The 26,689-nt window shown below is 67.6% G+C and carries 27 protein-coding genes and 1 other RNA gene; 19 read left to right on the plus strand and 9 right to left on the minus strand.

All coding sequences use genetic code 11. The features are described from left to right. Window positions 1–268: 268 nt before the first annotated feature. Both V6K52_RS06875 and V6K52_RS06880 read right to left on the minus strand, forming a co-directional pair. Window positions 269–442 (minus strand): CsbD family protein, encoded by a 174-nt coding sequence (locus V6K52_RS06875; protein WP_353953142.1) that lies wholly within the window; start codon window positions 440–442, stop codon window positions 269–271. Between the two features lie 107 nt (window positions 443–549). Continuing rightward, window positions 550–3,939, minus strand: a complete 3,390-nt coding sequence (locus tag V6K52_RS06880; protein ID WP_353953143.1) for a pyruvate carboxylase — start codon at window positions 3,937–3,939, stop codon at window positions 550–552. A gap of 138 nt (window positions 3,940–4,077) precedes the next feature. On the opposite strand from V6K52_RS06880, the gene V6K52_RS06885 reads away from it, so the two are divergent. Next, window positions 4,078–4,998: a phosphatidylinositol-specific phospholipase C/glycerophosphodiester phosphodiesterase family protein gene (locus tag V6K52_RS06885; RefSeq protein ID WP_353953144.1), complete on the plus strand. Its 921-nt coding sequence runs from the start codon at window positions 4,078–4,080 to the stop codon at window positions 4,996–4,998. 1 nt (window position 4,999) lies between these two features. On the opposite strand, the gene V6K52_RS06890 is transcribed toward V6K52_RS06885, so the two are convergent. Continuing rightward, window positions 5,000–5,377, minus strand: a complete 378-nt coding sequence (locus V6K52_RS06890; protein ID WP_353953145.1) for a helix-turn-helix domain-containing protein — start codon at window positions 5,375–5,377, stop codon at window positions 5,000–5,002. Between the two features lie 107 nt (window positions 5,378–5,484). Between V6K52_RS06890 and V6K52_RS06895 the strand changes: the two genes are divergently transcribed. From V6K52_RS06895 to V6K52_RS06905, 3 genes are all read left to right on the plus strand, one after another. After that, the gene (locus V6K52_RS06895; RefSeq protein WP_353953146.1) at window positions 5,485–6,345 is read left to right on the plus strand and encodes an SDR family oxidoreductase; all 861 of its coding nucleotides are present in this window, start codon (window positions 5,485–5,487) and stop codon (window positions 6,343–6,345) included. Between the two features lie 100 nt (window positions 6,346–6,445). Continuing rightward, window positions 6,446–6,812, plus strand: a transfer-messenger RNA (tmRNA) gene (gene ssrA, locus V6K52_RS06900). A gap of 97 nt (window positions 6,813–6,909) precedes the next feature. Further along, window positions 6,910–7,791, plus strand: a complete 882-nt coding sequence (locus tag V6K52_RS06905) for a phosphatase PAP2 family protein (protein ID WP_353953147.1) — start codon at window positions 6,910–6,912, stop codon at window positions 7,789–7,791. On the opposite strand, the gene V6K52_RS06910 is transcribed toward V6K52_RS06905, so the two are convergent. Beyond that, window positions 7,722–8,582 (minus strand): methyltransferase domain-containing protein, encoded by an 861-nt coding sequence (locus V6K52_RS06910; protein ID WP_353953148.1) that lies wholly within the window; start codon window positions 8,580–8,582, stop codon window positions 7,722–7,724. The genes V6K52_RS06905 and V6K52_RS06910 overlap by 70 nt on opposite strands. Window positions 8,583–8,707: 125 nt before the next feature. Here V6K52_RS06910 and V6K52_RS06915 point away from each other — a divergent pair, with 125 nt between their 5' ends. Then, window positions 8,708–9,394 (plus strand): helix-turn-helix domain-containing protein, encoded by a 687-nt coding sequence (locus V6K52_RS06915; protein ID WP_353953149.1) that lies wholly within the window; start codon window positions 8,708–8,710, stop codon window positions 9,392–9,394. A 22-nt stretch (window positions 9,395–9,416) separates the two neighbouring features. Here the strand turns inward: V6K52_RS06915 and V6K52_RS06920 are convergent, their stop codons facing one another. After that, window positions 9,417–10,061, minus strand: coding sequence for a hypothetical protein (locus V6K52_RS06920; protein WP_353953150.1), 645 nt, complete (start codon window positions 10,059–10,061; stop codon window positions 9,417–9,419). Next, window positions 10,058–10,675, minus strand: coding sequence for an SIMPL domain-containing protein (locus V6K52_RS06925; RefSeq protein WP_353953151.1), 618 nt, complete (start codon window positions 10,673–10,675; stop codon window positions 10,058–10,060). The genes V6K52_RS06920 and V6K52_RS06925 overlap by 4 nt, the downstream gene beginning before the upstream one ends. A 108-nt stretch (window positions 10,676–10,783) precedes the next feature. Between V6K52_RS06925 and V6K52_RS06930 the strand changes: the two genes are divergently transcribed. The 4 genes from V6K52_RS06930 (at window position 10,784) to V6K52_RS06945 (ending at window position 14,029) form a co-directional block, all read left to right on the plus strand. Then, complete coding sequence (locus V6K52_RS06930) at window positions 10,784–12,229, plus strand: NAD-dependent malic enzyme (RefSeq protein ID WP_353953152.1); 1,446 nt, start codon at window positions 10,784–10,786, stop codon at window positions 12,227–12,229. Window positions 12,230–12,301: 72 nt separating this feature from the next. Further along, complete coding sequence (locus tag V6K52_RS06935) at window positions 12,302–12,799, plus strand: sigma-70 family RNA polymerase sigma factor (protein WP_353953730.1); 498 nt, start codon at window positions 12,302–12,304, stop codon at window positions 12,797–12,799. 694 nt (window positions 12,800–13,493) lie between these two features. Next, complete coding sequence (locus V6K52_RS06940; RefSeq protein WP_353953153.1) at window positions 13,494–13,664, plus strand: hypothetical protein; 171 nt, start codon at window positions 13,494–13,496, stop codon at window positions 13,662–13,664. Next, window positions 13,661–14,029 (plus strand): VanZ family protein, encoded by a 369-nt coding sequence (locus tag V6K52_RS06945; RefSeq protein ID WP_353953154.1) that lies wholly within the window; start codon window positions 13,661–13,663, stop codon window positions 14,027–14,029. The genes V6K52_RS06940 and V6K52_RS06945 overlap by 4 nt, the downstream gene beginning before the upstream one ends. A gap of 114 nt (window positions 14,030–14,143) precedes the next feature. On the opposite strand, the gene V6K52_RS06950 is transcribed toward V6K52_RS06945, so the two are convergent. After that, entirely contained in the window at window positions 14,144–15,010 is an 867-nt protein-coding gene (locus V6K52_RS06950) for a DDE-type integrase/transposase/recombinase (protein ID WP_353950714.1), read from the minus strand. Between the two features lie 155 nt (window positions 15,011–15,165). After that, entirely contained in the window at window positions 15,166–15,600 is a 435-nt protein-coding gene (locus tag V6K52_RS06955; RefSeq protein ID WP_353950713.1) for a hypothetical protein, read from the minus strand. Window positions 15,601–15,864: 264 nt separating this feature from the next. Between V6K52_RS06955 and V6K52_RS06960 the strand changes: the two genes are divergently transcribed. The 9 genes from V6K52_RS06960 to V6K52_RS07000 all read left to right on the plus strand — a co-directional run bounded on the left by V6K52_RS06960 (window position 15,865) and on the right by V6K52_RS07000 (window position 24,662). Further along, a complete protein-coding gene (locus tag V6K52_RS06960) occupies window positions 15,865–18,162 on the plus strand; it encodes a DEAD/DEAH box helicase (RefSeq protein ID WP_353953155.1) in 2,298 nt (765 codons plus the stop codon). Further along, window positions 18,152–18,712 (plus strand): YqgE/AlgH family protein, encoded by a 561-nt coding sequence (locus V6K52_RS06965; protein WP_353953156.1) that lies wholly within the window; start codon window positions 18,152–18,154, stop codon window positions 18,710–18,712. The genes V6K52_RS06960 and V6K52_RS06965 overlap by 11 nt, the downstream gene beginning before the upstream one ends. Before the next feature lie 55 nt (window positions 18,713–18,767). Beyond that, window positions 18,768–19,058 carry a DUF3039 domain-containing protein gene (locus tag V6K52_RS06970; protein WP_353953731.1) on the plus strand — a complete coding sequence of 97 codons (291 nt, stop codon included), beginning with the start codon at window positions 18,768–18,770 and terminating at the stop codon, window positions 19,056–19,058. 197 nt (window positions 19,059–19,255) lie between these two features. Next, window positions 19,256–20,230, plus strand: a complete 975-nt coding sequence (locus V6K52_RS06975; protein ID WP_353953157.1) for a zinc metalloprotease — start codon at window positions 19,256–19,258, stop codon at window positions 20,228–20,230. 111 nt (window positions 20,231–20,341) lie between these two features. Continuing rightward, on the plus strand, window positions 20,342–22,102 hold the full coding sequence (locus V6K52_RS06980) for a DEAD/DEAH box helicase (RefSeq protein ID WP_353953158.1): 1,761 nt from the start codon (window positions 20,342–20,344) through the stop codon (window positions 22,100–22,102). Between the two features lie 113 nt (window positions 22,103–22,215). Continuing rightward, entirely contained in the window at window positions 22,216–23,583 is a 1,368-nt protein-coding gene (locus V6K52_RS06985; RefSeq protein ID WP_353953159.1) for a hypothetical protein, read from the plus strand. Beyond that, window positions 23,583–24,035, plus strand: coding sequence for a hypothetical protein (locus V6K52_RS06990; RefSeq protein ID WP_353953160.1), 453 nt, complete (start codon window positions 23,583–23,585; stop codon window positions 24,033–24,035). Before V6K52_RS06985 ends, V6K52_RS06990 begins: the two co-directional genes overlap by 1 nt. Continuing rightward, window positions 24,032–24,343 carry a hypothetical protein gene (locus V6K52_RS06995; RefSeq protein ID WP_353953161.1) on the plus strand — a complete coding sequence of 104 codons (312 nt, stop codon included), beginning with the start codon at window positions 24,032–24,034 and terminating at the stop codon, window positions 24,341–24,343. The genes V6K52_RS06990 and V6K52_RS06995 overlap by 4 nt, the downstream gene beginning before the upstream one ends. A 28-nt stretch (window positions 24,344–24,371) precedes the next feature. After that, on the plus strand, window positions 24,372–24,662 hold the full coding sequence (locus V6K52_RS07000) for a hypothetical protein (RefSeq protein ID WP_353953162.1): 291 nt from the start codon (window positions 24,372–24,374) through the stop codon (window positions 24,660–24,662). 20 nt (window positions 24,663–24,682) lie between these two features. Here the strand turns inward: V6K52_RS07000 and V6K52_RS07005 are convergent, their stop codons facing one another. After that, the gene (locus V6K52_RS07005) at window positions 24,683–25,174 is read right to left on the minus strand and encodes an Lrp/AsnC family transcriptional regulator (protein ID WP_353953163.1); all 492 of its coding nucleotides are present in this window, start codon (window positions 25,172–25,174) and stop codon (window positions 24,683–24,685) included. A gap of 107 nt (window positions 25,175–25,281) precedes the next feature. On the opposite strand from V6K52_RS07005, the gene hppD reads away from it, so the two are divergent. After that, window positions 25,282–26,544: a 4-hydroxyphenylpyruvate dioxygenase gene (hppD, locus tag V6K52_RS07010; RefSeq protein WP_353953164.1), complete on the plus strand. Its 1,263-nt coding sequence runs from the start codon at window positions 25,282–25,284 to the stop codon at window positions 26,542–26,544. The last annotated feature ends 145 nt before the right edge of the window (window positions 26,545–26,689 follow it).

The raw sequence follows: 26,689 nt of genomic DNA on the forward strand, positions 1-26,689 counted from the left end.
TCTGCGTCGCTCACGCACGCATCACGCTATGCACGACTTGCGCGCGGGTTGGGTGACCGTTCCCCAAGCGCTCGAATGTCGCCTGTTGCGGTCTTCCCTACCGGCGGACTATCAGCTGGTGACGTCGCGGCTTGTTTGAGCACGAACTCGCGCCTCCGGGAGTTGGGCTGATAGTCCGCCGGTAGATCCACCTTTGTCTGAGGGTCGATGGGCACGGTGAAGGCCGGCCACCCTCTCGGGGTGACCGGCCTTCACCGTGCTGGACGACTCAGTTCTTGAAGGCGTCCTTGGCCTTCTCGCCGGCCTGCTTGAGGTCGGCCTTGGACTGGTCCGTGCGACCCTCGGCTTCGAGGCGCTCGTTGTCGGTCACCTTGCCGGTGCCCTCCTTCGCCTTGCCGGTCGCGTTGTCCTTCATGTTCTCGATCTTGTCTCCGATACCCATGGTGAATCTCCTTGGTTGTGCGGATGTGTGATCTGCACCGAGCAAGCGCCGCGTCTTGACGCATCGATGCCTCTTCAGGTTAACCCCGGCAGGACGAGGATGGGGCGTCAGCCTCCGAGGACCAGAAGAAGGTCGCCGCCCTCCACCTGCTGGTGGTCGCCGATCGCCAGGCGCTCGACCGTGCCGGCGCTCGGGGCGGTGATGTTGGCCTCCATCTTCATCGCCTCGATGGTCGCGACGACGGCGCCCTCCTCGACCGTGTCACCCTCGGCCACGACCGGGGTGACGACGCCGGCGAACGGTGCCGGAACGTGCAGCGCATTGCCGGGGTCGGCCTTCTCGGCGGTCTTCACGTTGACCTGAATCGCATTGTCGCGCACCGTGATGGGACGGAACTGACCATTGAGGGTGCACATGACGGTGCGCATTCCCTTGGCGTCGGCGTCACCGATGGAGGACACCCCGAGCAGCAGCCGCTTGCCGGCCTCGATCTCGACTTCGTACTCGCGGTCCTGGTCGAGGCCGTGGAGGAACTCGACGGTTCCGAGGACCGACAGGTCGCCGTAGCGCTCACGGGACACGAGGTAGTCCTTGGTCGGCCCGGGGAAGAGCAGCTCGTTGAGCGTGGCGCGAGGTGTGTCGTCGAGCGCCTGCTCCTGCTCGGGCGTGAGCTCGGTGACGCGCGGCTTGCCCTTGCGCCCCTGCAGGGCCTTGGTCCGGAACGGTTCGGGCCAGCCACCGGGCGGGTCGCCGAGCTCACCCTCGAGGAAGCCGATGACGGAGTCGGGGATGTCGTACTTCGTGGGGTTCTGTTCGAAGTCGTCCGGGTCCGCGCCGGCTCCGACGAGGGCGAGGGCGAGGTCGCCGACGACCTTGCTGCTCGGCGTGACCTTGACGAGGTTGCCGAGGATCCGGTTGGCCGCGGCATACATGTCCTCGATGTCCTCGAAGCGGTCGCCGAGGCCGAGGGCGATGGCCTGCTGGCGCAGGTTCGACAGCTGTCCACCAGGGATCTCGTGGAAGTAGACCCGACCGGTGGGGGAGGGAAGTCCGGATTCGAAGGGGGCATAGAGCTGGCGCACGGCCTCCCAGTAGGGCTCGAGGGCAAAGACGTTGTCGATGTCGAGCCCGGTGGGGCGATCGGTCCCGTCGGTCGCCGCCACGAGTGCCGACAGGGACGGCTGGCTCGTCGTCCCGGCCATGGACGCGCAAGCGGCGTCGACCGCGTCCACGCCGGCGTCGATGGCTGCGAGGAGCGTGCCGATCTGGCCGCCGGCGGTGTCGTGGGTGTGGAGGTGGACGGGCAGGTCGAAACGCTCGCGCAGCGCGGTGACGAGGGTGCGGGCGGCCGGTGCGCGCAGCAGTCCTGCCATGTCCTTGATTGCGAGGACGTGGGCGCCGGTGTCGACGATCTGCTCGGCGAGCCGGAGGTAGTAGTCGAGGGTGTAGAGCTTCTCGTCAGGGTCGCTGAGGTTGCCCGTGTAGCAGAGCGCGACCTCGGCGACGGCGGTGTCGGTGGACAGGACGGCCTCGACGGCGGGCCGCATCTGGCTCACGTCGTTGAGCGAGTCGAAGATCCGGAAGATGTCGAGGCCGGTGCGAGCGGCCTCCTGGACGAAGACATCGGTGACCTTGGTCGGGTAGGGCGTGTAGCCCACCGTGTTGCGCCCGCGGAGCAGCATCTGCAACGGGACATTGGGCATGGCGTCACGCAGCAGCGCGAGCCGCTCCCACGGGTCCTCGCTGAGGAACCGGAGTCCGACGTCGTAGGTCGCCCCGCCCCAGGCCTCCATCGAGAGCAGCTCGGGAGTGAGTCGGGAGACGTGTCCGGCGACATGGAGCAGGTCGCGGGTGCGCATGCGCGTCGCGAGCAGGGACTGATGGGCATCACGGAAGGTCGTGTCCGTCACGGCGACGTCGGTGCGCTCGCGGAGCTGTCGAGCGAACTCGGCCGGCCCCACGCGCTGCAGCAGGTCGCGTGAACCCGGGGGCACCGGGGCATCAAGGTCGAGGACAGGAAGCTTGGTGCGCGGCCTGATCGACGTGAGGGCCGGACCATTGGGCTGGTTGACGGTGAGGTCCGCGAGATAGGTGAGCAGCTTGGTGCCGCGATCGGCAGGCGTGCGTGCCGTGAGCAGCTCGGGCCGCTCGTCGATGAAGCTCGTCGTCGCCTCGCCGGCCTGGAACACGGGGTCAGCGAGGACGCCCTCGAGGAAGCGGATGTTGGTGGAGACGCCGCGAATCCGGAACTCTGCCAGCGCCCTTCGCGCCCGCCGCACCGCCATCGGGAAGGTCCGACCGCGACAGGTGAGCTTGACGAGCATCGAGTCGAAGTGGGCTGAAACCTTGGCGCCGACAAAGACCGTGCCGCCGTCGAGGCGCACCCCGCCGCCACCGGCCGATCGATAGACGGTGATGGTGCCCGCGTCGGGTCGGAACCCGTTGGACGGGTCCTCGGTCGTGATCCGGCACTGTAGGGCGAACCCGCGCACGACAATGTCGTCCTGCTTCAGTTCGAGGTCCTCGAAGGTCTCGCCCGACGCGATCCGCATCTGAGAGATGACGAGGTCGATGTCCGTGACCTCTTCGGTGACGGTGTGCTCAACCTGGATCCGCGGGTTCATCTCGATGAAGACGTAGCGTCCGTCCTTGCCGAGGAGGAACTCGACAGTGCCGGCGTTCACGTAGCCGATCTCTCGCGCGAAGCGCACGGCATCGGCGCACATCTGGTCACGCAGCGCCGGATCGAGGTTGGGGGCTGGCGCGATCTCCACGACCTTCTGGTGGCGACGTTGCACCGAGCAGTCGCGCTCGAACAGGTGGAGTACTCCGCCCTCGCCGTCGGTGCCGTCGCTGAGGATCTGCACCTCGATGTGCCGCGGGTCGATGACGGCTTCCTCGATGTAGAGCGTCGGGTCACCGAACGCCGCGTCGGCCTCGCGTTGAGCGGCCTCGAGGGCATCACGCAGGTTCGCGGAGTCGTCGACGCGACGCATACCTCGGCCGCCACCGCCGGAGACAGCCTTGACGAAGAGCGGGAAGCTGAAGTCGGCCGCGGCGGCTTCGAGGGCGTCGAGATCAGTCCCGGCCTCGGAGCCGTGAAGGGTCGGGAGACCGGCCTCGCGCGCGGCAGCGATCGCCTTGGCCTTGTTGCCCGTGAGGTGCAGGACCTCGGGCGGAGGACCGATGAAGGTGATGCCATGAGCGGCCGCTTCCTCGGCGAGCAGGGGGTTCTCGGACAGGAAGCCGTAGCCCGGATAGATCGCGTCGGCGCCGCAGTCGAGAGCAACCCGCACGATGCTCTCGTGGTCGAGATAGGCCCGGACCGGGTGCCCTTCCTCCCCGATCTGGTAGGACTCGTCGGCCTTGAGCCGGTGCTCGGAGTTGCGGTCCTCATGGGGGAAGACGGCGACCGTCTTGGCGCCGAGCTCGGTGGCGGCGCGGAACGCGCGGACGGCGATCTCACCTCGGTTGGCAACGAGGACCTTGCGGAACACGGCATACCTCCAGATGTGATGCGAATCGCTTGCGGCGATCCTAGTGACGGCTCACGGGGTGAGACGGTCTGCTCAGAGTCCGGACCTGTTCGTGTTCTCGACGTGTGGGGTTCACCGGCCGCGGGCAGGGTGAAGGACATGCCTCGTATGCCGTTCGCTCGTCCATCCGTCCTCCTCGCCGCCCTGCTCGGGGCGGGTCTCGTCGCCTCGCCGGCCGCCTTCGCCGCCGCAGCGCCCACCGCCGTGACGCCCGGATCCTCCTTGGCTGCCCCGGCCTCGCGGTCGAGCGTGCAGCCCTTGGAGCGGGCCCACGCCCACAACGACTACGAGCACGACCGCCCCCTGCTCGATGCGCTCGACCACGGGTTCACCTCGGCCGAGGCGGACGTCTGGCTCGTCGACGGTGAGCTCTACCTCGGCCATGACGCGCCGGACCTCGACCGGACCCTGCGCGCGGAGTATCTTGAGCCGCTCGCTCAGCGCTTCCGCGAGAACGGTGGCGCGATCCACCCGAAGTGGCGCGACTCATTCCGGCTTCTCATCGACGTCAAGAGCAACGGACCGGCAGCGTGGCCGGTCATCGACCGGCAGCTCGCGGCATACCCGCAGCTGTTCTCGGCGTACCGCCAGGGGCGGGTCCACGAGCGCGCGGTGACCGCCGTCATCTCCGGCAACCGCGACCTGGCCGCGATGCAGGCGGCCACGACCCGCTTCTCGTTCTATGACGGCCGGATGAGCGATCTCGGTGGCCCGCTCTCGGCCAGCCTGGTTCCGCTGATCAGCGACAACTGGACCAAGTTCTTCACCTGGCAGGGCGTCGGCGAGATGCCGGCGGGGGAGCGCGCCAAGCTCCACCAGATCGTCGCGACCGCGCACGCCAACGGCCAGCAGGTGCGCTTCTGGGCGACGCCCGACCTCGCACTACCGAATCGCGAGGCGCTGTGGCGTGAGCTCGTCGCTGCCGACGTCGACGTCCTCAACACGGATGACCTCGCGGGTCTGCAGCGTTTCCTGCTCGCCGAGGACCCGGCCGAGCAGAAGGCCGCTCGGGCCGCCTGACTCACGACGCTGCTGCATCCTCAAGGATCTCGGGGGCGTTCTCGACAACCCACACCATGAGTGGGTTGAGGAGAGCGGCAAGCTCGAGCCCGCGAGGAGTCAGCGAGTACTCGACGTGCGGTGGCACGACTGGGCGCGCGTCACGCAGGATGAACCCGTCGGCGACGAGAGTGCGCAGGGTCTGGGCGAGCATCTTCTCGCTGACCCCTTCGGCCCGACGACGCAGTTCGCTCCAGCGCAAGGGCTTCCCGTCGCCGAGGGAGATGAGGACGAGGAGCCCCCACTTGCTCATGACGTGGTCGAGGACGGTCCGGCTCGGGCAGCCAGCGGCAAAGACGGCGTCAGGGAAGTACTCACTCAGTGGATCACTTACTTTCATGTGCGTACCTTACTTCAAAGTGGGTACTAACTCTTGGGAAGTATGCCGTGGTGTCAGTCGTTCTTCGGGTGTCAGCGTCAATGTCACCACCTCGAAAGGCCCCACCCATGACCACGATTCTCGTCACCGGCGCCACCGGACAACTCGGCCGCCTCGCCATCGACTCCCTCGTCACACGCGGTGTCGTGCCCGGCGACATCGTCGCGTTCGTCCGTGACGCGTCCAAGGCTTCGGACTTGGCCGAACGCGGGGTTGACGTGCGGGTGGGCACTTTCGAGGACGCGGCGTCCCTCGATGCTGCCTTCGCCGGGGTGGACCGGCTCCTCTTCATCTCGGGCAGCGAGGTCGGTCAGCGTGTGGCCCAGCACCAGAACGTCATTGATGCGGCAGTGCGCGCCGGTGTCGAGATCGTCGCCTACACGAGCGTCGTCCGCGCGGACTCCTCGCCGCTCGGTCTCGCGGCCGAACACAAGGCCACCGAGGAGGCGCTCGCAGAGTCCGGTCTGCCGACCGTGCTCCTGCGCAACTCCTGGTACCTCGAGAACTACACCGCGCAGGTCCCCGTGCAACTCGAGCACGGCGTCGTCCTGGGTGCCGCCGGCGAGGGGCGGGTCAGTGCCGCCACCCGCGCCGACTTCGCCGAGGCAGCTGCGGCGGCGATCATCGCCGACGGTCAGTCGGGACAGGTCTACGAGCTGGGCGCCGACGTGGCCTTCACGATGAGTGAGTATGCCGCCGCCCTGGCTGCCGTGGCCGGGTCACCCGTCGTCTACCGCGACCTAGCCGTGGCCGACTACACGGCCGCCCTCGTGGACGCCGGACTGCCCGAGGGCTTCGCCCAGGTGCTTGCCGACAGCGACGACGGACTCAAGCAGGGTGGTCTCCTCGTCGAGACGGGGGACCTCTCCAGGCTCCTCGGCCGCCCGACCACCTCGCTTCCCGAGGCGCTGAAGTCAGCCCTCGTCTGAACCCTGACGCGTGGCGGCCGGGGAAATGATTCGAGGTCGCCACGCGTTGACGGGTACAGTTGGAAGACACAACTGAACAGCGTGGGATGAGCCCCCTCACGGGGGTGATCGGTTTCGACATTGGTCGGCGTATCAAGAGAAGCGGGTCGAGGATGCACGGTTATCTCGTTAACGATCCGTGCAAACCAATAGGTGCCAACTCCAAGCGCACCGACTTCGCCCTCGCCGCCTGAGCGAGCTGCAAAGTCCGTCAGCCTGAGCTAGATCTCGTCTCAGTGTCTGGCGCCATCTAGAGAACTAGCTGCGTCACTCTCGTCGGGGGGTGGCGTGGGACTTAATCCGACTGGGCCTGTCAGGGAACGTGTGCGCGCGAGCCCTGGGGCCGAGAAAATCCTTAGCGCACTGCACCCGGAGAAGTCTTGGTTTCCCGTCAGTGGACGCGGGTTCGATTCCCGCCACCTCCACCACCGTGCTCATCCCACGACATCGACACCCGGTCGGTCAGCAACGCTGATCGCACCGGGTGTTCGTGTGTCCGCAAGTTCTGATGTGTGACGATCTCGTATGCCGTTTGCACCCTTCCAGCGCACCCCACCTCGCGACGAAGAGCGCATCGGCACCCGTGACCTCGCCGAATGGCGTTCTGCCGCAGGCCGACTGGTCGTCGACTGGCTCGTCCGCACAGCCGAGGTCATCGCTCGACTGATGCGCTGGTCGGGAGCCAACATTGCCCTGGTCCTCACGGTCGGGATCGGTCTCGCGCTGGTGTGGGGGTTCAGCGGGATCACCGCGGAGGTCTATGAGGACGTCGTCGACCGCGATGGCATCGCCCAGATCGACCAGCCCGTGCTCGACGCCGCAGTGCGGGCCCGCACGCCCCTGACTGCGCAGCTTGCAACGGACTTCACGGACCTTGGCGGCAAGGTGGGTATGCCGGGCATCGCCGTGGCTGTGGCCGTCGCCATCGCGTGGGCCTGGCGTCGTTGGACCCCGCTGCTCCTCATGGCGATCGCCAGCGCGGGTTCGCTCCTCATGACCGTGACCGGCAAGGAGCTCACCGCCCGGGACCGGCCGCCGCAGGCGCTCGCCGTGCCTCCCTTCGAGGTGTCGCCGAGTTTCCCTTCTGGGCACACCCTGAACGCGACCGTCGTCCTGGGGCTCACGGCATACCTGCTCGTCGTCTGGGCCAACCGCAAGAGGTGGCGGGTCCTGTCCATCGCGACGCTCGGGATCCTCGTCGTCGCGATGGGTCTGTCACGGGTCTTCCTCGGGCACCACTGGCTCACTGACGTCGTCGCCGGCTGGGCCATCGGGCTCGGCTGGCTGGCCGTCGTCATCACCGGTCACCGGGTGATGATCACTCTCGATCGCCGAGGTCAGCGACGTGTTCCCGAGACGACGAGCATCTCGCAGGGCCCGACGAAGCCGTCCGGTCCGTCGAACTGAGCCAGGGCCTCCTCGATCTCGTGCCACGCCTCGGTGCGCGCGGACTCGTCGATCCCCGAGAGCATCTGGTGCAGGGCGCCGAACGACTCCCGCTCGAAGCGGACGCACTCTGCGGCGTTCGCCAGGCGCACCGGGGACGGGACTGTCGACACGGTGACGTCCACCAATCCCGCTGCGGTGTAGGCCGCCTCGGCCACTCCGGGCGCGCCCAGGCTGAAGGGACCGGGAAGCCCCGGGCCGGGGGCAGGCAGCCCTGCCACCCTGCGGATGATCCCCACCGGGATCGAAAAGAAGCCATTGCGATCTGGGGTCGAGTAGACGATCGCGGAGACTCGACCTTCGGGCCTGAGAGCCCGGCAGATCTCCTTCAGGGCACGGGCCTGGTCGGGGAAGTAGATCAGCCCGACGCGGGAGATCGCCGCATCGAAGCTGCCGTCCTCGACGCCGGTGAGGTCCTCGCCGTCGGCCTCCAACGTGGCGACGTTGGACAGTCCGGCAGCTGCGGCCTCGTCTGCCGCGAATCGAAGGATCGCGGGTGAGATGTCGGTCGCGAGGACGTGACCGGTGTCCCCGACGCGTCGGGCAGCGGCGAGGGTCTGCCCGCCGGCGCCAGCAGCAACGTCAAGAACGCGAGAACCTGCGCTCAGGTGGACGTCGTCGAGCATCTGCTCGGTCGCCGTGCCCAGCCAGTTCTCAACAGCAGGACCCCAGCGGTGCCAGGCCTCGGCGGCGGTCTCCCACTGGGCGCGGGTGGTGGTCTTGAAGGCGATGGGGTCGAACGTGGTGGTCATGGTTCCTCCTCGGGTGGGTGTGGAACGAGCGTGCATCTCAGGTCCCGCCACCGGCCAGAACGAGAACTGGACCGGAGTGGGCCAATTTCTGGACTGGGAGAGGTCCGGGGGTCGACACTCGACACGTGAAGGAGTACGCCCAGTACTGCCCTGTCGCGTTGGCCAGCTCCGTGCTCGCGGAGCGCTGGACACCGTTGATCATCCGCGAGCTGGTGCTGGGCGCCCGCCGGTTCAACGAGATCGATCGGGGCCTGCCGGGGATCTCACGGTCGCTGCTCAAACAGCGCCTCGAACAGCTCGAACGCAAGGGCGTGGTGCAGCGGGTTGCTGTGGCCGCCGGCCACGAGTACCAGCTCACGCCAGCGGGTCGCGACCTCGAGGGTGTCATCATGGCCGCCGGGGAGTGGGCGGTGCGCTGGATGTTCAGCGAGCCCGAGCCGCGTGAGGTCGATCCGGTCACCCTCACGTGGTGGATGTCGCGCCGCCTGGTCAGTACGGAACTGCCCGACCACCGCACGGTCGTCGAGTTCGACTACACGGGCGAGGACCCCACCCGGATCTGGATGGTGATCGAACGCCGCGAGACCTCGGTGTGCACCGACCCTCCCGGCTTCGCGAACGACCTGGTGGTCACCACGGAGCCGGTCGCGCTGATGCGGGTCTTCTCAGGCATCGTCACCTATCCGCGCGCCCTCGCGGACGGCAGCCTGGCCCTGACCGGGCCGTCACATCTCACGCGGGCACTGCCGCACTGGTTCTCGTGGAGCCCGTTCGCCCCGGCTGTACGCACGCATCTCGGGCTGGACGCCTGACGCTCTGATCGCAGAGTCGACCTCAGCGAGCGCCCTCTGGGCGCGTGACACCAGCGATGTCGAGCGCCCAGGCGTCACCGTCGCGCCGGAAGCCGATCCGTTCGTAGTAGGCGCCGACCATAGAGTCGGGAGTTCGGATCATGCGCCAGCCGTGGCCGGCGAACAGGCCGCTGTGCCGCCACACGAACTCGCCCGGGGTGAAGTCGCGGTAGCGCTCGGTCACGTAGTCGAGCTCGACCTGTCCGACTCCGCCGCCGGCATCGCGCACGACCACGACACCAACGGTCTCGTGGCCGTGAAGGACGAGGTACGCAAAGCGTCTGGCCGACTCGGTGACGCCGTTGAAGCCCGGGTTGAACTTCGCGATGTCATGGTTCTGCGCCTTGAGGAAGTGCTGCAGATAGGCGTCCTGCTCCTCGACCTCGATGACCGTGAAGGCGTTCGCGTCGCTCTTCTCGCGCAGCATCCGGGCAATGAAGAACAGGTTGATGGCGGCGAGGACGATGTTCATCGCGACCATCGGCCAGACACCGATGATGGCGTTGAAGCCGGTGAGGATCACGCACGCAATGGTGTTGAGGATGCGCAGTCGCAGGATTCGCGCCTGCAGGAGCGAAAAGACGAGGAGCGCCGACCCGAACCAGCCGAGCGCGTCGACCCAGCTCAAGTCAGCTCCCAGCGGACCGTGACAGTGGTCGAGATGGCCTGCGTCCCTCCCTCGATCGGCATCGAGCCGGCGAAGTCGGCCATGCGGGCCATCATCGGGCGGGGTGTGTGGTCGTCGGCGCCACCCTCGCGGATGTGGAGGACCTTGCCGAGCTCTGCACCGGCAAGGCCGGCGAACCGGGTGGCGCGCAGGCGGGCGTCCTCGAACGCCGCGTCGCGTGCCCCGGCCACCGCTTCGTCCGTCTGGTCGGCGCCCATCTCGATCCCGTCGACCGCGAGCGCATCCCCGGCAGCACCGGCGAGGGCCTGGAGGAGGTCGCCGACGCGATCCCGGTCGCGGACCGTGAGTCGGAACGCCTGGTATGCCGTGTAGCCGATGACCTTGCGGCCGTTCTGGTCGTGGCGCGGGTGGATACCGACGTCGTCGGTGCGCCGGTCGCGTGCCTCGACGCCGTGATCCGCCGCGGCCTGCAGGGCTGCAGCGGTGCGGTTCGACGACTCCGTCAGGGCGGAGGCGACGTCGCGGGCATCGCACTGCACGCGGGCTCGCACGATAACGAGGTCGGGGACGACGTGGTGCGCTCCGCGGCCGGTGACTTCGACGTGATCGGTCATGGGGCAACTGTAGGTCGGGAGGCGAGCGGGGCGAGGGTGATGCGCGTGCGGGCCGCTGTGGGCGGGTCGATTGAGTCGAACTCGCGAGTAGCAGGTTGAATCGTGTCCATGGCCGCCATTCCCTCTGCCGCGAACTCCGTCACCGTCCGCCTCATCGTCCCCGCTCGAGCCACCGCAGTCAGCGAGCTCACCAGCGTCGTGGAGCAGGCAGGGGGTGTGGTCACCGGGCTGGACGTCACGGCGTCCGGTCACGAGCGCGTGCGCGTGGACGTCACGCTGATGACCCGAGATCCCGGCCACGCCGACGAGATCGTCGAGCGGATGCGCGGGGTGGAGGGCATCGAGATCGGCAAGGTCTCTGACCGCACGTTCCTCATGCACCTCGGCGGCAAGCTGAGCATCGAGTCCAAGGTGCCGATCCGCAACCGCGATGACCTGTCCCTCATCTACACCCCGGGTGTCGCCCGCGTCTGCCTTGCGATCGCCGCGAACCCCGAGGACGCGCGCCGCCTCACGATCAAGCGCAACACCGTCGCTGTCGTCACGGACGGCACTGCAGTGCTGGGGCTGGGCAACATCGGCCCGCTCGCGGCACTGCCGGTCATGGAGGGCAAGGCGGCGCTGTTCAAGCGCTTCGCCGACATCGACGCGTTCCCGATCTGCCTGGACACCACGGACACCGAGGAGATCATCACCGCGGTCAAGGCGATCTCGCCGGTCTTCGCGGGCATCAACCTCGAGGACATCTCGGCGCCGCGCTGCTTCGAGATCGAGGCCCGACTGCGGGCCGAGCTGGACATCCCGGTCTTCCACGACGACCAGCACGGCACCGCGATCGTCTGCCTCGCCGCGATGCGCAACGCGCTCGCCGTCGTCGGCAAGAAGCTCGAGGACGTCAGGCTCGTGATGAGCGGTGCCGGCGCTGCCGGCACCGCGATTCTCAAACTCCTTCTGTATGCCGGCCTGCGCAATGTCGTCGTCGCCGACATGCATGGCGTCATCCACACCGAGCGCGACGACGTGCTCTCGGGGGAGCACCCCAACCAGACGTGGATTGCCGAGCACACCAACCCGCAGGGGCTGTCCGGAACCCTCGTCGAAGCCCTCGTGGGTGCTGACGTCTTCCTCGGCGTCTCGGCACCCAACATCCTCACCGGCGATCACATCGCGACGATGGCCGACGATGCAGTCGTCTTCGCGATGGCCAACCCGACGCCCGAGGTCGACCCGATCGAGGCGTCCAAGCACGCAACCGTTGTCGCGACCGGCCGCTCCGACTTCTCGAACCAGATCAACAACGTCCTCGTCTTCCCCGGCGTCTTCCGTGGGCTGCTCGACTCGGGCTCCAAGGTGCTCACCCCGGAGGTGCTGCTGGCGGCAGCGGATGCTCTCGCTGCCGTGGTCAAGGACGAGGAGCGCAACGCGACCTACATCATCCCGAGCGTCTTCCACCCCGACGTCGCAGGTGTTGTGGCCGCTGCTGTCTCCAAGGCCGCCCTCGCAGCGGCGAGTATCGCACCCGAGGAGTCTCCCGACTCGACGTCGGCAAGGTGAGGTTTCCCTGGGAACGTTCCCTTCTCAGGGAACCAACTGGGGGAGTTGCGCACCTGTAATGGTGTGACCGTGATGAAGCACTCTGAGGCCGGCGCAGCCCCGGCCTTGGCCGGAGCCGCGTTCGAGGACGTGTATCTCCGGACGTACGGCCACCTCATGGCCGTTGCTGTGGCGACCGTGCGTGACCGAGACTTGGCTGAGGACCTCGTTCAGGACACCTACGCGCAGTTGTGGGTGCATTGGGCGACGGTGTCTCAGCCCCAGGCTTGGCTGCGCCGTGCAGTGGTGAACAACTGCCTGAGCGCACTTCGGACGCAGCGGCGCCGAGATGCCATTCTGCGTCGGCACTCGCGGGTGAGCACGCCGGTCACCGCTGCCGAGAGCGAGTTCCTTGACTTGCTGAGCGGCCTCAATGCGCGGCAGCGGATCGCCATCACTCTGAGATACGTCGAGGACCTCTCAGAGGCAGAGATCGCGCTGGCGCTCGGTTGTCGTCCTGGAACTGTCAAATCCACGCTCCACCGAGCGATCGCGACACTTCGTATCCGAATGGAGAGGCGAGGATCATGAGGTCAGCAGAAGACAGTGCCAGATCCCGGATCCGTGAATACGCGGACAGTCACACACCTCCGCCCGTGGAGGCGATTTTCTCACGGGCAGAAGCCGACGTCGCGGTTTCCTTCGGGCACACACGCGAGACTCGTTCCTCGCGACTACTCCTTGCTTCCGCCGTGATGGCTGGTGCTGCGACGGTGGCCGGAATGGTTGCAGTCCTGGCATCTGATCCACCGCCAGGTAAGGAAGCAATCTCTGCACCCGAAAGCCCGTCCGCCAACGCGCCGGCACGGATGGCGCCTGGATGCCCCCCGGGCCTTCCGGTCCTCGTTGGAGCTCGGACTGTCGAAGGTGCACTCTCGAAGCCAATCGAGGTCCGCGCTGGACAGCAGGTGAACGTGACTGCGGAAGTCCTGGTGGCAACCCCGGACCGCCCTCTACTCAGTTTCGTCATTTATGTGGTGCCCGCCGGGACAGACCTCGACGACCGTGCTCAAAAGGCGGTGGCACGGTCGACTGTGAAGGCTCTGACAGCAAACCAACGGAAGGTGCCGCAGACCCTGGCCATGCCAGAGGAGTTGAAGGCGGGGACATACGACCTGATCGGAGAAGCTACGTGGCCTGGCCCAAGCATTTGCGGTCTTCCCAACCCCCCGGACACAACACAGGTAGGGCGCAGTTGGGGCGTGCTTGGTTCAGCGGTTGCCCGATGAGAGTGGTGACGCCGGCCCTGCAGTTGAAGGGCATCGGTGTGGCGCTGGTGGCCTCGGTCATCGCGTCGGCCGACCAGCGCGGCGATGCGGCGACCGTCGCATTGGGGGACTCGGGGTACTTCGGGCACGTCGAGTTCGTCACGGCGCTCACCCGGAGGACGGCGTGACGGGCGAGGGCCTTCGTCGCTGGTCGTCGGTCCCAGCCATCGCGGCCGTGCTCTTCCAGCTCGGGGTCCTCTATGCACCGTCGGGCGCAGGCTCGGCGCCGTTCCCGAACTTCGACAAGCTCGTCCACTGCGCAGTCTTCGCCCTCCCGGTGTTCTTTGCGGTGCTGGCCCGACTGCCCATGGCACCGGTGATCGCGGTCCTGGCCGTGCACGCGCCGGTGAGCGAGTTCATCCAGGCGACCCTGTTGCCGAATCGCTCCGGCGACCCGTGGGACGTCGTCGCCGACCTCGTCGGTGTCACCCTCGGTGCCGCCGCGGCCCGTTTCGCCCTCCACCGACGCCCCACTGCAGGCTCCGCGACCTGACGGCGTGCCGGTTCCCGAACGCAGTCCCACTTGTTGCGCAATCGGTCGAATCATCAGACTTCTTGCCCAATCCATCGCCCGATGGATGTGGCAATACGTGGGCCGCGGGCGATGTCAAGCTGCGTGGAGTCGTTCGGTCTCTGTGGCGGGGCTGTCTTCGTCCTTCTTGAGGTTGATGCCGACGGTCCCAGCTGGCGTGGGGTTGCAGGGTCGATGACGAAACCGCTCGGGGTGCTGTTCGTAGTACGCCTGCTGGGTCGCGTCCCGCTGGGCCCAGGACTCACGCCAGGTACCGTCGTGGACCTCGTCCGGAGCGAACAGTGCGATCCCGGAGTGTTTGTGGTTCTGGTTGTACCAAGGCACGTACCAGTCCATGTAGGCGCGGGCCTGCTCGATCGTCTCGAAGGTGCCGGGATAGTTCGGCCGGTACTTCATGGTGCGGAACTCCGACTCGGAAAACGGGTTGTCATTGCTCACTCGCGGCCGGTTATGGGTCTGCGTGACGCCGAGGTTGCCCAGGAGGTCTTTCAGCACTCCGGAACGCATCGCCGGCCCGGAGTCGGCGTGCACGGCGTCGGGGATCCCGTGCTGGCCGAACGCATCCTCGAACATCTCGACGGCCAGCTCATCGACCTCACGTTCCTCGACCCTGCAGCCGACGAGCTTGCGGGAGAAAATGTCGATGATCGAGTACGCCTTGAACGCGACACCACGCCACGGGGTACGCAGATCGGTGATGTCCCAGCTCCAGACCTGCCCGGGGCCGGTCGCTTCCAGCACCGGCGCTTCGCGCGGCGTCCGGTCGCTGTTGCCGCGTCGAGTGGGCACGACCGGACGGGTCGACTGGTCCTCGACGCTTCGGGCGATCCGCCACCACGAACGGCGGGAGGCGAGCATCACCCCGTCATCCCACGAGGACGCGAACGAGTGATCCACCGAGTGCCCGTCCGCCCAGCCGGCCGTGATCCTCGCCTTGACCACGGCACGGTCGGCATCGTTGATCCGCGATGGATACGCCCGATCCCTGTGCAGTATCGGGTCAGCGACCCGCACCCGTGGATTCGACCGGTAGTGCCACGTTGATCGAGACACCCCGGCCAGGTCGAGCGCCTGCCGCTGCGACCTGGTGATCGCCGTCAACTGTCCGACGAGGTCGTTTTCTGCGTCGAGGAATCGGGCGGATCGGTCGTCGGCGGGTTCACGGCGGGCTCTTGCTCGCTCATCTGATGCAAGAGCCCGATAGCTTTTCCCAGCGCGGCGTTGGTCTCCTCCAACTCCCGCACCCGCGTGTTCAAACGCGCGAGCTCGGCCTCCTGCTTAGCGCGCTCCCTGGCGCGCTGCCTCTCGATGCCGGTGCGTTTCTCTGGTGGGACTGTCACAGCACCACCCTCTCGCGGGATCAGCCCCCGGTCGAGATCCCCCTCGAACACCGCCAGCCGCCAACGCCGCAGACGGTCATAGGAGAACCCCTGACCCTCGACCCAAACCCGTTTCCGCCCATACGGCTGGAGCTCGTACTCATGCACGAACTCACGGATCTGCTCCCTCGTGAACCCCGGACTGATCGACACACTCGCCAACTCCCTCGCTGATCATGAATGACTCACAACCAGCCTGTCGTAGAGGGCCGTGCCGACGGATTGCGCAAGAAGTGGGGGAGGTGGGGGAGGGCGGGGGGACACTCGCGTGAGTGGGGGGCCTGGCGGATCGCTGGTAGGATGGACCCTTGCGCCACTTCCGGCGCCCGCGTTCCAGCCCGTTGAATCTCGTTGACACAGATGTCGCGTGGAGGGCCGTATACGCCCACACCATCGACTCGGATCGAGTGATTCACCATGCCCAAGAAGATTTCCTCAGGCGGCAAAAAGCCGCGTTGGACCTCCTCACAGAAGTCCGCGGCGCAGTCCAAGGGCCCCAAGAAGACGCACCGAGGTCAGCCCGACGGTCCCCGCACCAAGGCGCCGCGCTCCGAGCGCAGCCCCCGTTGGGACCGCGAGGACCGTGGAGCACGCCCCGAGCGCAGTGAGCGCCCGGAGCGTCGCGACGACCGCAGCTCCTCGGCGCCCCGCAGCGACAACCGCGGCGAGCGTCCGGCACACGGCCAGCGTCGTGACGACCGTGGCTCGTCGGCTCCCCGTCGTGACGACCGCTCCGACTCGCGTGGCGGCTACCAGGGCCGCGACACGCGTTCCGACTCGCGTGGCGACAGCCGCAGCGAGCGTCCGGCATACGGCCAGCGCCGGGACGACCGCACCTCGGCACCTCGCCGCGACGACCGCTCCGATTCGCGTGGTGGCTACCAAGGTCGCGACAACCGCACCGACAACCGCTCCGACTCACGTGGCGACAGCCGCAGCGAGCGTCCGGCATACGGCCAGCGTCGTGACGACCGCGGCACCTCGGCGCCCCGGCGCGACGACCGTGGCGATCGCCCGGCATACGGCAGCCCCGACCGCGGCGACCGCAACGCACGCCCCGGATACGCAGGTCCCCGCCGCGACGACCGTAACGAGCGCGGCAGCCGCCCCACCTCGACCTATGGCGAGCGCCGTGAGGGCCGTCCGCCGTTCCGTCGTGACAGCGACAGCCCGACGCGTCGGGTCGCTGACCCCGTGCGTCGCGACCGCCACGAGGGCCGTCACTACGACGAGCGCCGCCACGACCTGCCCGAGCAGCGCACCTTCGAAGAGGCCGAGGCCGAGCGCGCCCAGGCCGACACCTGGGTGAAGTACGAGTCCAAGAAGGGCACCGGCCCCGCGACCGTCACCGAGGACAACGGGTTCGCCGCCCTTGGTGTCGACCCCCGCCTCGTCGAGCGCCTCGCCCGCGATGGCATCTCGTCGCCCTTCCCGATCCAGACCGCCACGATCCCCGACGCTCTCGCAGGTCGCGACGTCCTCGGTCGTGGCCAGACCGGTTCGGGCAAGACCCTTGCCTTCGGGCTGCCGACCATCACGCGCCTCGTCGACGGCACCAAGCCAGCGCCCAAGCGCCCGCGCGCACTCATCATGGTGCCGACGCGTGAGCTCGCCATGCAGGTGAGCGACGCCCTCGAGCCGCTCGTCCACGTCACCGGGCTGCGTCACAAGCTCGTTGCCGGCGGCCTGTCCTACGAGCCCCAGGTCCGGGCCCTCAAGAGCGGCATCGACATCCTCGTTGCCACGCCGGGTCGCCTCAACGACCTCATCGAGCGTGGTTCCTGCGAGCTCGACGACGTCCAGGTCGCGATCCTCGACGAGGCCGACCACATGGCCGACATGGGCTTCATGCCCGAGGTCACCGCGATCCTCGACAAGATTCCCGCCGGCGGTCAGCGACTGCTCTTCTCGGCGACGTTGGACAAGGGCATCGACAAGCTCGTCGACCGCTACCTCAACGACCCGGTGACGCACTCGACCGAGGACGCGCAGGCCAGCGTCACGACGATGAGCCACCACATCATGCTCATCGACCCCAACAACAAGAAGCAGCTCACGGCCGAGCTCGCCGCCCGCGACGGTCGCACGGTGGTCTTCGTGCGCACCCAGCTCGGCGCCGACCGCATCGCCCGCGAGCTGCGTGAGAAGGGCGTCCTCGCGGCGGCCATCCACGGTGGCCTGTCCCAGAACCTGCGCAACCGCGCGCTCGGTGCGTTCCGTGACGGATCACTGCCCGTGCTCGTCGCGACGGATGTTGCCGCCCGCGGCATCCACGTCGACGACATCGGTCTCGTCCTGCAGGCCGACCCGCCCGCGGACCACAAGGACTACCTGCACCGCGCCGGCCGCACCGCTCGCGCGGGGGAGAAGGGCACCGTCGTGACCTTCGCCCTGCCGCACCAGAAGCGGACGATGGAACGTCTCGCCGAGGCCGCTGGTCTCGACGTCGCGCCGATCCGCGTCATCCCGGGTGACCAGCACGTCGAGGCCGCCGGTGGGCGCATGCCGTCCGGTGTCCCGGTGGCCGACCATGTCTGGATGCCGCTGCTCGAGGCCAAGGAACAGCGTGGCCGTCGTCCCGGTGGCCCGCCGCGTCGCTTCCAGGGTGCTTCACGTGGCTACCAGGGCGGTGGCCAAGGCGGCTCGCGTGGTGGCGAGCGCCGCGGTGCCGGTAGCCGCGCCGGTGGCCGTGCAGAATGGAACCGTGGACGCTGACAGCACGACGGGACGACTACTCGTCTCCACCCCGCAACTCGATGACGGGGTGTTCCACCGCAGCGTGATCCTCGTGCTCCAACACGACGACAACGGCGCTCAAGGGGTTGTCCTCAACAAGCCCTTGGGCGCCGACGTCGATTCCGTCCTTCCCGGCTGGGGCGAGCACATCGCATCTCCGCAGACGCTCTTCCAGGGTGGGCCGGTCCAGCTGGACTCTGCTCTGGGGCTCGTCACGTTCCATGGCGGCGACGAACCGCCCCCGGGGAGCAAGCGGTTGTTCGGCTCCGTCGCCATCGTCGACCTCGACACCCCACCGCTGCTCGTCATGCCAGAGGTCGGCGGGCTGCGGATCTTTGCCGGGTATGCCGGGTGGTCCACCGGGCAGCTCGAGAGCGAGTTGGTGCGTGGCTCCTGGTTCGTCGTGGACTCCCAGTCCGGTGACCTGCTCACCGATGACCCCGATCACCTCTGGGAGCAGGTCCTCCGACGACAGCCGGGTGAGCTCGCCTTCGTCGCGTACTTCCCGTCGGACCCCGAGCTCAACTGACAACTGCATCAGCAACGAGACGTACGCTGGACGGGTGAGTGACCCACTGACGCCCATGAGCGACCCCAACGCCCCTCAGCAGCAACCGTCCGGCCCGTCGACCAAGACTGCCGTGCTCGAGCGCGAGGAGACGATCCCTCAGGTCCAGGAGCCCGGCGACCACGAGCGCTTCTCGCACTATGTGCGCAAGGAGAAGATCCTCGAATCCGCGCTCTCCGGTGAGCCGGTCAAGGCGCTGTGCGGCAAGGTGTGGATCCCCGGGCGCGACCCCAAGAAGTTCCCCGTCTGCCCCACGTGCAAAGAGGTCTACGAAGGCCTGCGCAAGCCCGAGGACGGCGGCGAGTGACACTCCGTCGGCTCTGAGTCGACGCGAGGCGGCGCGCGGTCCCACGAAGGTGGGCGGACGGCATACCCGGCTTGAGGCACTTTGCCAAACCTTGACCGAGTCATGGAACTTCCTTGGTCCGTCGGGCGGAGGGTCTCGCTAGGTTCGGGGGGCAGTCGAACCTCATAGAGGTTTGTGCAAACCGAAAGGGACACCACATGTCTGTTCGTCCAATGCGCACCGTCGCCCTCGTCGCGGCCTCGATCCTGTCCGCGGCAAGCCTCGGCCTCAGCGCCACGAGCGCGTCCGCCGTCAGCACGTCCGGTGACCCCGGCGTCGCAGCCGAGTGCGCCACCGAGGTGCACGCCGACGAGGTCACCGCCGGTCGTGGCGCGCCGCGTTCCCGCGACCCGCATGACGTCTCGACCGCACAGGCCAAGGCCATGGATGCCGAGCTGGCCAAGGTCCTCGCGGCCAAGGGTCTGACCCGCAGCTCCTCGGGCGAGGCCAGGAAGCCCGGCGGCGGTGGCGGCGCCTTCGTGCCCGCGACGATCGACGTCCACTGGCACACCATCACCGACGGCGCCAAGGGCGTGCTCACGGCCAGCGAGATCAACAGCCAGATCAGCGTCCTCAACAGCGCCTACGCCGGCACCGGGTTCACGTTCGCACTCAAGAGCACGACGACGACGAACAACGCGACCTGGTACAACGGGCTCACCTACGGCAGCTCGGCCGAGCGCAACATGAAGAACACCCTCTACACCGGTGACAAGTCAGACCTCAACGTCTACACGGCCAACCTCGGCGACGACCTGCTCGGCTGGGCGACCTTTCCCAAGAGTCGGACGACCTCAATGGACGGCGTCGTCCTCCTCGACGAGAGCCTGCCCGGTGGGACGGCCGCGCCCTACAACCAGGGAGACACGGGCACGCACGAGGTCGGTCACTGGCTGAACCTCTTCCACACGTTCCAGGGCGGCTGCTCGGACACGGCCGGTGACTACGTCACCGACACCCCGGCCGAGGCCAGCCCCGCGTCAGGTTGCCCGACCGGTCGTGACACATGCACCCTGCCCGGTCTCGACCCGATCAAGAACTTCATGGACTACACCACCGACGTCTGCATGGACCACTTCTCCGCGGGTCAGAAGACTCGCATGCAGAACGCCTGGGTCGCCTTCCGCGGCTGAGTCCACGCACCCCCCAAGCCCTGATCCAGGGCAAGCACACACCCGAGGGCCCGTCCGTGAGGCGGGCCCTCGGCATGTCGCCTCACGATCGTCGTTACCCTTGCGGAGCCGATGAGTACCTCTGCTGCCAGCCACCTCAGTCCCGCCTTCCCCGAGCGGGCGGCGTGGGGTACCGCCGCGAAGCTGCGCGCCTGGCAGCAGGACGCGCTCACGGCCTACCTCGAGGCCGATGCCAAGGACTTCCTGGCTGTCGCGACGCCCGGTGCAGGCAAGACGACCTACGCCCTGCGGATCGCGGCGGAGCTGCTCGAGAGCGGCGAGGTGAAGGCAATCACCGTCATCGCACCGACTGAGCACCTCAAGACCCAGTGGTCGGAGGCGGCAGCGCGTGTCGGCATCCAGCTCGACCCGAAGTTCTCGAACTCGACCGCGGTCCACTCCCACGAGTACGACGGCGTCGCCCTCACCTACGCCCAGGTCGCGGCTCGCCCGGACCTGCACCAGCGTCGGACCGAGGCCACTGCGACCTTCGTCATCCTCGACGAGATCCACCACGGGGGAGACGCCCGCAGCTGGGGCGATGCCATCCGGGTCGCGTTCACCCCGGCCGTCCGTCGCCTCTCGCTGACCGGAACGCCCTTCCGCTCCGACTCCAATCCGATCCCGTTCGTGCGTTATGAGATGGACGAGGCCGGCATCGTCCGTTCGGCCGCCGACTACACCTACGGGTATGCCGCTGCGCTTCGCGACGCTGTCGTTCGACCGGTGCTCTTCCTCGCCTACGGCGGGGCCATGCGCTGGCGGACCAAGGCCGGCGACGAGATCGCCGCCCGGCTCGGCGAGCCGCTCACCAAGGATCAGACGGCCCACGCCTGGCGCACGGCCCTGGACCCCAAGGGCGAGTGGGTGCCGTCAGTGCTTGCCGCGGCAGACAAGCGCCTCACCGAGGTCCGCCGTCACGTGCCGGACGCCGGCGGACTCGTCATCGCGACGAACCAGACGACAGCGCGCGCCTACGCCAAGATCCTGCATTCGATCACCGGGGAGAAGACCACGGTCGTCCTCTCCGACGACGCCGGGTCGAGCCAGCGGATCGAGGAGTATGCCGGGGGTGATACCCGTTGGATGGTCGCCGTGCGCATGGTCTCCGAGGGTGTCGACGTGCCCCGGCTCTGTGTCGGTGTCTATGCGACCTCGACCTCGACCCCGCTCTTCTTCGCGCAGGCCGTGGGGCGGTTCGTCCGGGCCCGCAAGCGTGGCGAGACGGCGTCCATCTTCCTTCCGTCGGTGCCGACTATCCTCGAGCACGCCGCGTCGATGGAGCTCGAGCGCGACCACGCCCTCAACCGCAAGAGCGACCCCGAGGCCGAGGCCTCGATGTGGGCCGAAGAAGAGAGCCTGCTCGCGGCGGCCAACCGCACCGACAAGACGCTCGGTCTCGAGGAGGAGAGCTTCGAGGCTCTCGAGTCCGATGCGCACTTCGACCACGTGCTCTTCGACGCGCAGCAGTTCGGTCTGCACGCTGACGTCGGGTCTGACGAGGAGCAGGACTACCTCGGTCTGCCCGGGTTGCTCGAGCCCGACCAAGTGTCGGCCCTGCTGCATGAACGCCAGACCAAACAGTCCAACGCGACAGGTCGCAAGCCACGGGCCTCGGAAGCGCCGGTGTCTGCTCACCGAGCGCTCGCTGGGCAACGCAAGGAACTCAACAAGCTCGTCGCGGCATACGCCAAGAAGAGCGGTGCGCCGCACGCCAACGTGCACATGGAGCTCCGAAGGGCCTGCGGCGGACCGGAACTCGCGGCGGCGACATCCGAGCAGGTCGCGGTTCGCATCGAGAAGCTCAGGCTCTGGTTCGTGGGTCGGCGCTGAGCCGCCTCGTGACGGACAGGCCTTCGCTCGGCCACCGGGGAATGCTCCCCATTGCGACACCGCAGGGCGACTGGCAGGGTTCATCCGACATCGGATCAACGGAGGGGTAGACGGTGGCGACGATCGAAGTCAACTACGAGGGCATGCGCAACCTGCAATCGGCCTGTGGGGACCAGATGAGGACGTTCTCCAAGATGGAGAGCTTCTTCGGGGAGCACTGCAGTGCCTCGAAGTTCTCGTCGATCCCCGTGCTCACGCTCTTCAGCCCGGTCTACTCCGACGCGGCCGTCGAGGTGACGGGCGGCCTCAGTGAGGCCACGCAGGCGGCCGAGCGCTACCGCGACACCGTCAAGAGCAACCGCGAGCAGTACCGCCGCGACGACGTGCAGTCCTCGACGGTGCTGGCCAAGGCGTGGAAGGTCACGACGGCCGACTACACCCCGCCGGCCATCGCCCAGGGGAACGGGGCGGTCTTCAACTACAACGGCAACGGCAAGAATGCCGGGTCCTGGAGTGGCTGGGCCATCGATGGCGCGATGGAGCGCAGCTGGCCCATGGACTCGACGTACGAGATGCCGGGGCCGCGGGGGATCGGCGGTCGAGGCGGTTTCAGCGACCTTCTCGGCGCGACCTTCGACGGGGCAGACGGCATCAACAACGCGCAGACCTGGGGCAACGCCCTCAGCGACAACGACGACTACGAGGCCTTCGAGGGTGGCGGGTCCATCGACGGGAACACCCCGACCTTCGCCGACCGGCAAGCCGGAGCGATCAACCTCTTCGACGTCTCGTCCACGCTCACCCCGGTGGGGGAGTCGGACACCGGGCCGCTCATCGAGGGCCTCAAGTCCGAGCTCGGCTCGTTCATCGGCGGCATCAACTGGGCGCTCGAAAAGCTCGGCTTCAACCTCATGGACAAGATCCTCGGTCCGATCGCCGGAAGCTTCGCCGACGCCGACATGCTGCGCGGCAACCTCGACCGGCTCGGCGGTTGTTCGCGTGCCGTCGGGGTGAACTTCGGCGAGATCGCTGATGGCGTCGACAATTCGTGGCGCGCCTCGGCCGCGACCGAGGCCACCTCGGTCTTCCACAAGACGTCGAAGGCGTGCGAGCGGCAGGGCGATGCGCTGACGATGGTGGCGCGACAGGTCGGCAACTTCATCACCGCGACCTACGAGGGTGTCAAGCTGGTCGTGGGCATCATCGGCCTCGTCGTCGACGAGCTCATCGGTGTCCCACTCGCCAAGCTGCTCGGATGGATCCTCAAGGGCGCCGCAAAGATCAAGCGCTGGATCAGCCTCGTGAAGCGGGCGATCGAATACATCGACAAGCTCAAGGACATCGTCCCGCCCCTTCTCACTGCGGCACGAGCCTTCTCGCGCATGGCGATCGCGTTCAAGCTGCTCCTGGGGACTCTGGCCGTCGGAGGAAACGTCGCGGCCGGCAACAACGCGGACAACACCGCCGAATCGGCGTTCTGATGGGCCTCGAGAACGAGTTCGCCGTCGCCGAGGGAGAGCTGCGTGGCGCCCAACGGCAGATGGACAAGGCCATGGGCTCCTACCTGCGCGAGGTCAGCGAGATGCGCGAGGCACTCCACCAGTTCCGGCTCGAGGTCGAGGAGGAGCGCGAGGACCCGCGGGCCCAGGCGCAGGAGAAGGAGATGGAGCAGGACATCCGTGCAGGCAAGCACGGCGAGGGTCTCAAGGAGCTCCAGCAGCGGATCGACCTCGACCAGACGACGCTGGCGGACGTTCTGTCCGGTCGTGACGGGCACCGGTCCGCAGACGCCCTGCGTGACATCTTCGGCGATCGGGTGGACGCCGCACTGGCCGACGGAGAGACCAAGCCCGATCCTGTGCGCGAGGAGAGCCGGAACGACCCCGGCGCGACCGGTCGTCCCGGACCGCTCCATGAAGGTGGCACCTGGTGAGGTTCCGGGACTTCTGGCGCAGTGCCGCCAGTGACAACATCTTTGGATTCCGGTTCGTCCTGGGCATGTGCCTGTTCTGGGCGGGGCCACTGCTGTTCGCGGCCATCGGCGTGCTCGCTGATCGCGGGGCCATGGTCGTGTGGTCCGTCGTGGCGGCCGTCGGCTGGGCGCTCGCCTGGGCGGTCATGCTCATCCGGCACTTCAACTCGATCCCGGGAGACCGGGTCAACCTCACCCCGACGCTGCCGATGATCGTCCCGGCGGTGCTCATGGTCGGCGGCACCGTCGGGTGCCTCATGTCGTTCTGATGGCTCACCGCCACCGAGGGTCAGCCACGTGAGCAACTCGTACCTCGAAACCAAGATCACGATCAACCACATCGCGCTCATCGTCATCGGCGCACTGCTCGCCGTGGGGTTCACCGCAGGAGCGTTCGTCATCCAGCAGTGGCTCTGGCTCATCGCTCCGCCGATGGATGTCATCGGCATCGCCCTCGTCATCATCGGTGGGAGGCGACGCCGCCAGACGCAGGGCTCGCGCGGCATGGCCATCTCCGTCCTCGGAGGCGCCTTCATCGTCGGCTCCATCTGGGCGGCCTTCATGCTCGGCAACGCCTTCCCGACCTGAGTCGGCTCGGTCGGCGGTGCTCAGTCGGTGCCGCGTTGCGCTGACGCCTCGACGAGGGGGCCGGTGCGGTGGTCGAGGTGCGTCACGAGGCACATCGACGTGTTCGCCCGCAGGACGTGGACGTCGTCGATGATCTCGTCGATGACCCGGCCGAGGTCGGCGTTGTCGCGTGCCACGACTCGGACGATGAGGTCACCGACACCTGTCGTCGAATGGATCTCCAACACCTCGGGGATCGCGGCGAGGTGGGCGACGACGGGTTCGTGCCCCTGGCGCTGGCGGATCTCGAGAGTGCAGAACGCCGTCACCGGATAGCCGAGAGCCTTCGGGTCGACCTGCGGTCCCATGGCCGAGATGATGCCGCGGCCCTGGAGTCGGTCGAGCCTGGCCTGGACCGTGCCCCGGGCGACGCCGAGGAGACGAGAGGCGCCCAGGACTCCCACCGTGGGGTTCTCGGTGAAGAGCGCGATCAGCCGCGCGTCCAGGGCGTCGATGCCGTCGGGTCGAATCATGGGCACAGTGTCGACCCATTGCCCATGCAAAGGCAAGATCATGCGCAGACTGTGCAGCGCGGCGGCATACCATTGCACATCCTGCGTGGGTCAGACACCCTCAGACCATGACCGACACCACGATCACGAACCCGGCCACGGACGCAGCGTCGCAGCCCACCCCGCTCGACCTCACCCCGCAGGAGCGCGAGGCCAACCTCAACCTCGAGCAGCTCAAGCAGCTCGTCGGCCTCGTCGAGTACGACGAGAGCAAGGATCCGTTCCCCGTCACCGGCTGGGACGCGATCGTCTTCGTCGTCGGCAACGCGACCCAGGCTGCGCAGTACTACCAGTCCACCTGGGGCATGGAGCTCGTCGGATACTCGGGCCCGGAGAACGGCAACCGCGACCACAAGGCGTTCGTCCTCAAGTCCGGCTCGATCCGCTTCGTCATCAAGGGTGCGGTCAGCCCCGACAGCCCGCTCATCGCGCACCACGCCAAGCACGGTGACGGCGTCGTCGACATCTCGCTCGAGGTGCCCGACGTCGACAAGTGCATCGCCCAGGCCAAGTCCGCCGGCGCCCGCGTCGTGCAGGAGGCCGAGACTGTGACCGATGAGTTCGGCTCCGTGCGCATCGGTGCGATCGCGACCTATGGCGAGACCCGCCACACCTTGGTGCAGCGGACCCTGGACGGTCAGACCTACTCCGGTCCCTACCTTCCGGGCTATGTCGCGCGCACGTCGACCTTCACTAAGCGCGAGGGTGCGCCGAAGCGTCTCTTCCAGGCGCTCGACCACATCGTCGGCAATGTCGAGCTCGGCAAGATGGACGAGTGGGTGACGTTCTACAACCGCGTGATGGGCTTCGTGAACATGGCCGAGTTCGTCGGTGACGACATCGCCACGGACTACTCCGCGCTCATGTCCAAGGTCGTCGCCAACGGCAACCACCGGGTGAAGTTCCCGCTCAACGAGCCGGCCATTGCCAAGAAGCGCAGCCAGATCGACGAGTACCTCGACTTCTACCAGGGCCCCGGCGCGCAGCACCTCGCCGTCGCCACCAACGACATCCTGGGCACCGTCGACTGGCTGCGCCAGGAGGGTGTGGAGTTCCTTGACACCCCCGACGCCTACTACGACGACCCCGAGATGCGCGCGCGCATCGGTGAGGTCCGCGTCCCGATCGAGGAGCTCAAGTCGCGCAAGATCCTCGTGGACCGCGACGAGGACGGCTACCTCCTGCAGATCTTCACCAAGCCGCTGGGGGACCGCCCCACGGTGTTCTTCGAGATCATCGAGCGTCACGGTTCCCTCGGCTTTGGCAAGGGCAACTTCAAGGCGCTCTTCCAGTCCATCGAGCGTGAGCAGGACGCCCGCGGCAACCTCTGAGGCAACCGCTCCACGAACTAAACGGCGAGGGTATGCCGGGTGCTCGCCACCCGGCATACCCTCGCCGTTTGCCTGTCCCCAACTCGCCAATTCCCCTCGTGCGGTCCGCGACACGCCATGTGTGTCGCGGACCGGAGGGGAGGAA

This window comes from Knoellia sp. S7-12 (assembly GCF_040518285.1).
In the GTDB taxonomy this organism is placed as follows: Bacteria; Actinomycetota; Actinomycetes; order Actinomycetales; family Dermatophilaceae; genus Knoellia.

Excerpts from the sequence above, each read along its gene's own strand:
- V6K52_RS06875 (WP_353953142.1), bottom strand. The coding sequence starts at position 442 with ATGGGTATCGGAGACAAGATCGAGAACATGAAGGACAACGCGACCGGC.
- V6K52_RS06885 (WP_353953144.1), top strand. The coding sequence starts at position 4,078 with ATGCCTCGTATGCCGTTCGCTCGTCCATCCGTCCTCCTCGCCGCCCTG.
- V6K52_RS06890 (WP_353953145.1), bottom strand. The coding sequence starts at position 5,377 with ATGAAAGTAAGTGATCCACTGAGTGAGTACTTCCCTGACGCCGTCTTT.
- V6K52_RS06895 (WP_353953146.1), top strand. The coding sequence starts at position 5,485 with ATGACCACGATTCTCGTCACCGGCGCCACCGGACAACTCGGCCGCCTC.
- V6K52_RS06905 (WP_353953147.1), top strand. The coding sequence starts at position 6,910 with ATGCCGTTTGCACCCTTCCAGCGCACCCCACCTCGCGACGAAGAGCGC.
- V6K52_RS06910 (WP_353953148.1), bottom strand. The coding sequence starts at position 8,582 with ATGACCACCACGTTCGACCCCATCGCCTTCAAGACCACCACCCGCGCC.
- V6K52_RS06925 (WP_353953151.1), bottom strand. The coding sequence starts at position 10,675 with ATGACCGATCACGTCGAAGTCACCGGCCGCGGAGCGCACCACGTCGTC.
- V6K52_RS06930 (WP_353953152.1), top strand. The coding sequence starts at position 10,784 with ATGGCCGCCATTCCCTCTGCCGCGAACTCCGTCACCGTCCGCCTCATC.
- V6K52_RS06935 (WP_353953730.1), top strand. The coding sequence starts at position 12,302 with ATGAAGCACTCTGAGGCCGGCGCAGCCCCGGCCTTGGCCGGAGCCGCG.
- V6K52_RS06940 (WP_353953153.1), top strand. The coding sequence starts at position 13,494 with ATGAGAGTGGTGACGCCGGCCCTGCAGTTGAAGGGCATCGGTGTGGCG.
- V6K52_RS06960 (WP_353953155.1), top strand. The coding sequence starts at position 15,865 with ATGCCCAAGAAGATTTCCTCAGGCGGCAAAAAGCCGCGTTGGACCTCC.
- V6K52_RS06970 (WP_353953731.1), top strand. The coding sequence starts at position 18,768 with ATGAGCGACCCCAACGCCCCTCAGCAGCAACCGTCCGGCCCGTCGACC.
- V6K52_RS06975 (WP_353953157.1), top strand. The coding sequence starts at position 19,256 with ATGTCTGTTCGTCCAATGCGCACCGTCGCCCTCGTCGCGGCCTCGATC.
- V6K52_RS06980 (WP_353953158.1), top strand. The coding sequence starts at position 20,342 with ATGAGTACCTCTGCTGCCAGCCACCTCAGTCCCGCCTTCCCCGAGCGG.
- V6K52_RS06990 (WP_353953160.1), top strand. The coding sequence starts at position 23,583 with ATGGGCCTCGAGAACGAGTTCGCCGTCGCCGAGGGAGAGCTGCGTGGC.
- V6K52_RS07005 (WP_353953163.1), bottom strand. The coding sequence starts at position 25,174 with ATGATTCGACCCGACGGCATCGACGCCCTGGACGCGCGGCTGATCGCG.
- hppD (WP_353953164.1), top strand. The coding sequence starts at position 25,282 with ATGACCGACACCACGATCACGAACCCGGCCACGGACGCAGCGTCGCAG.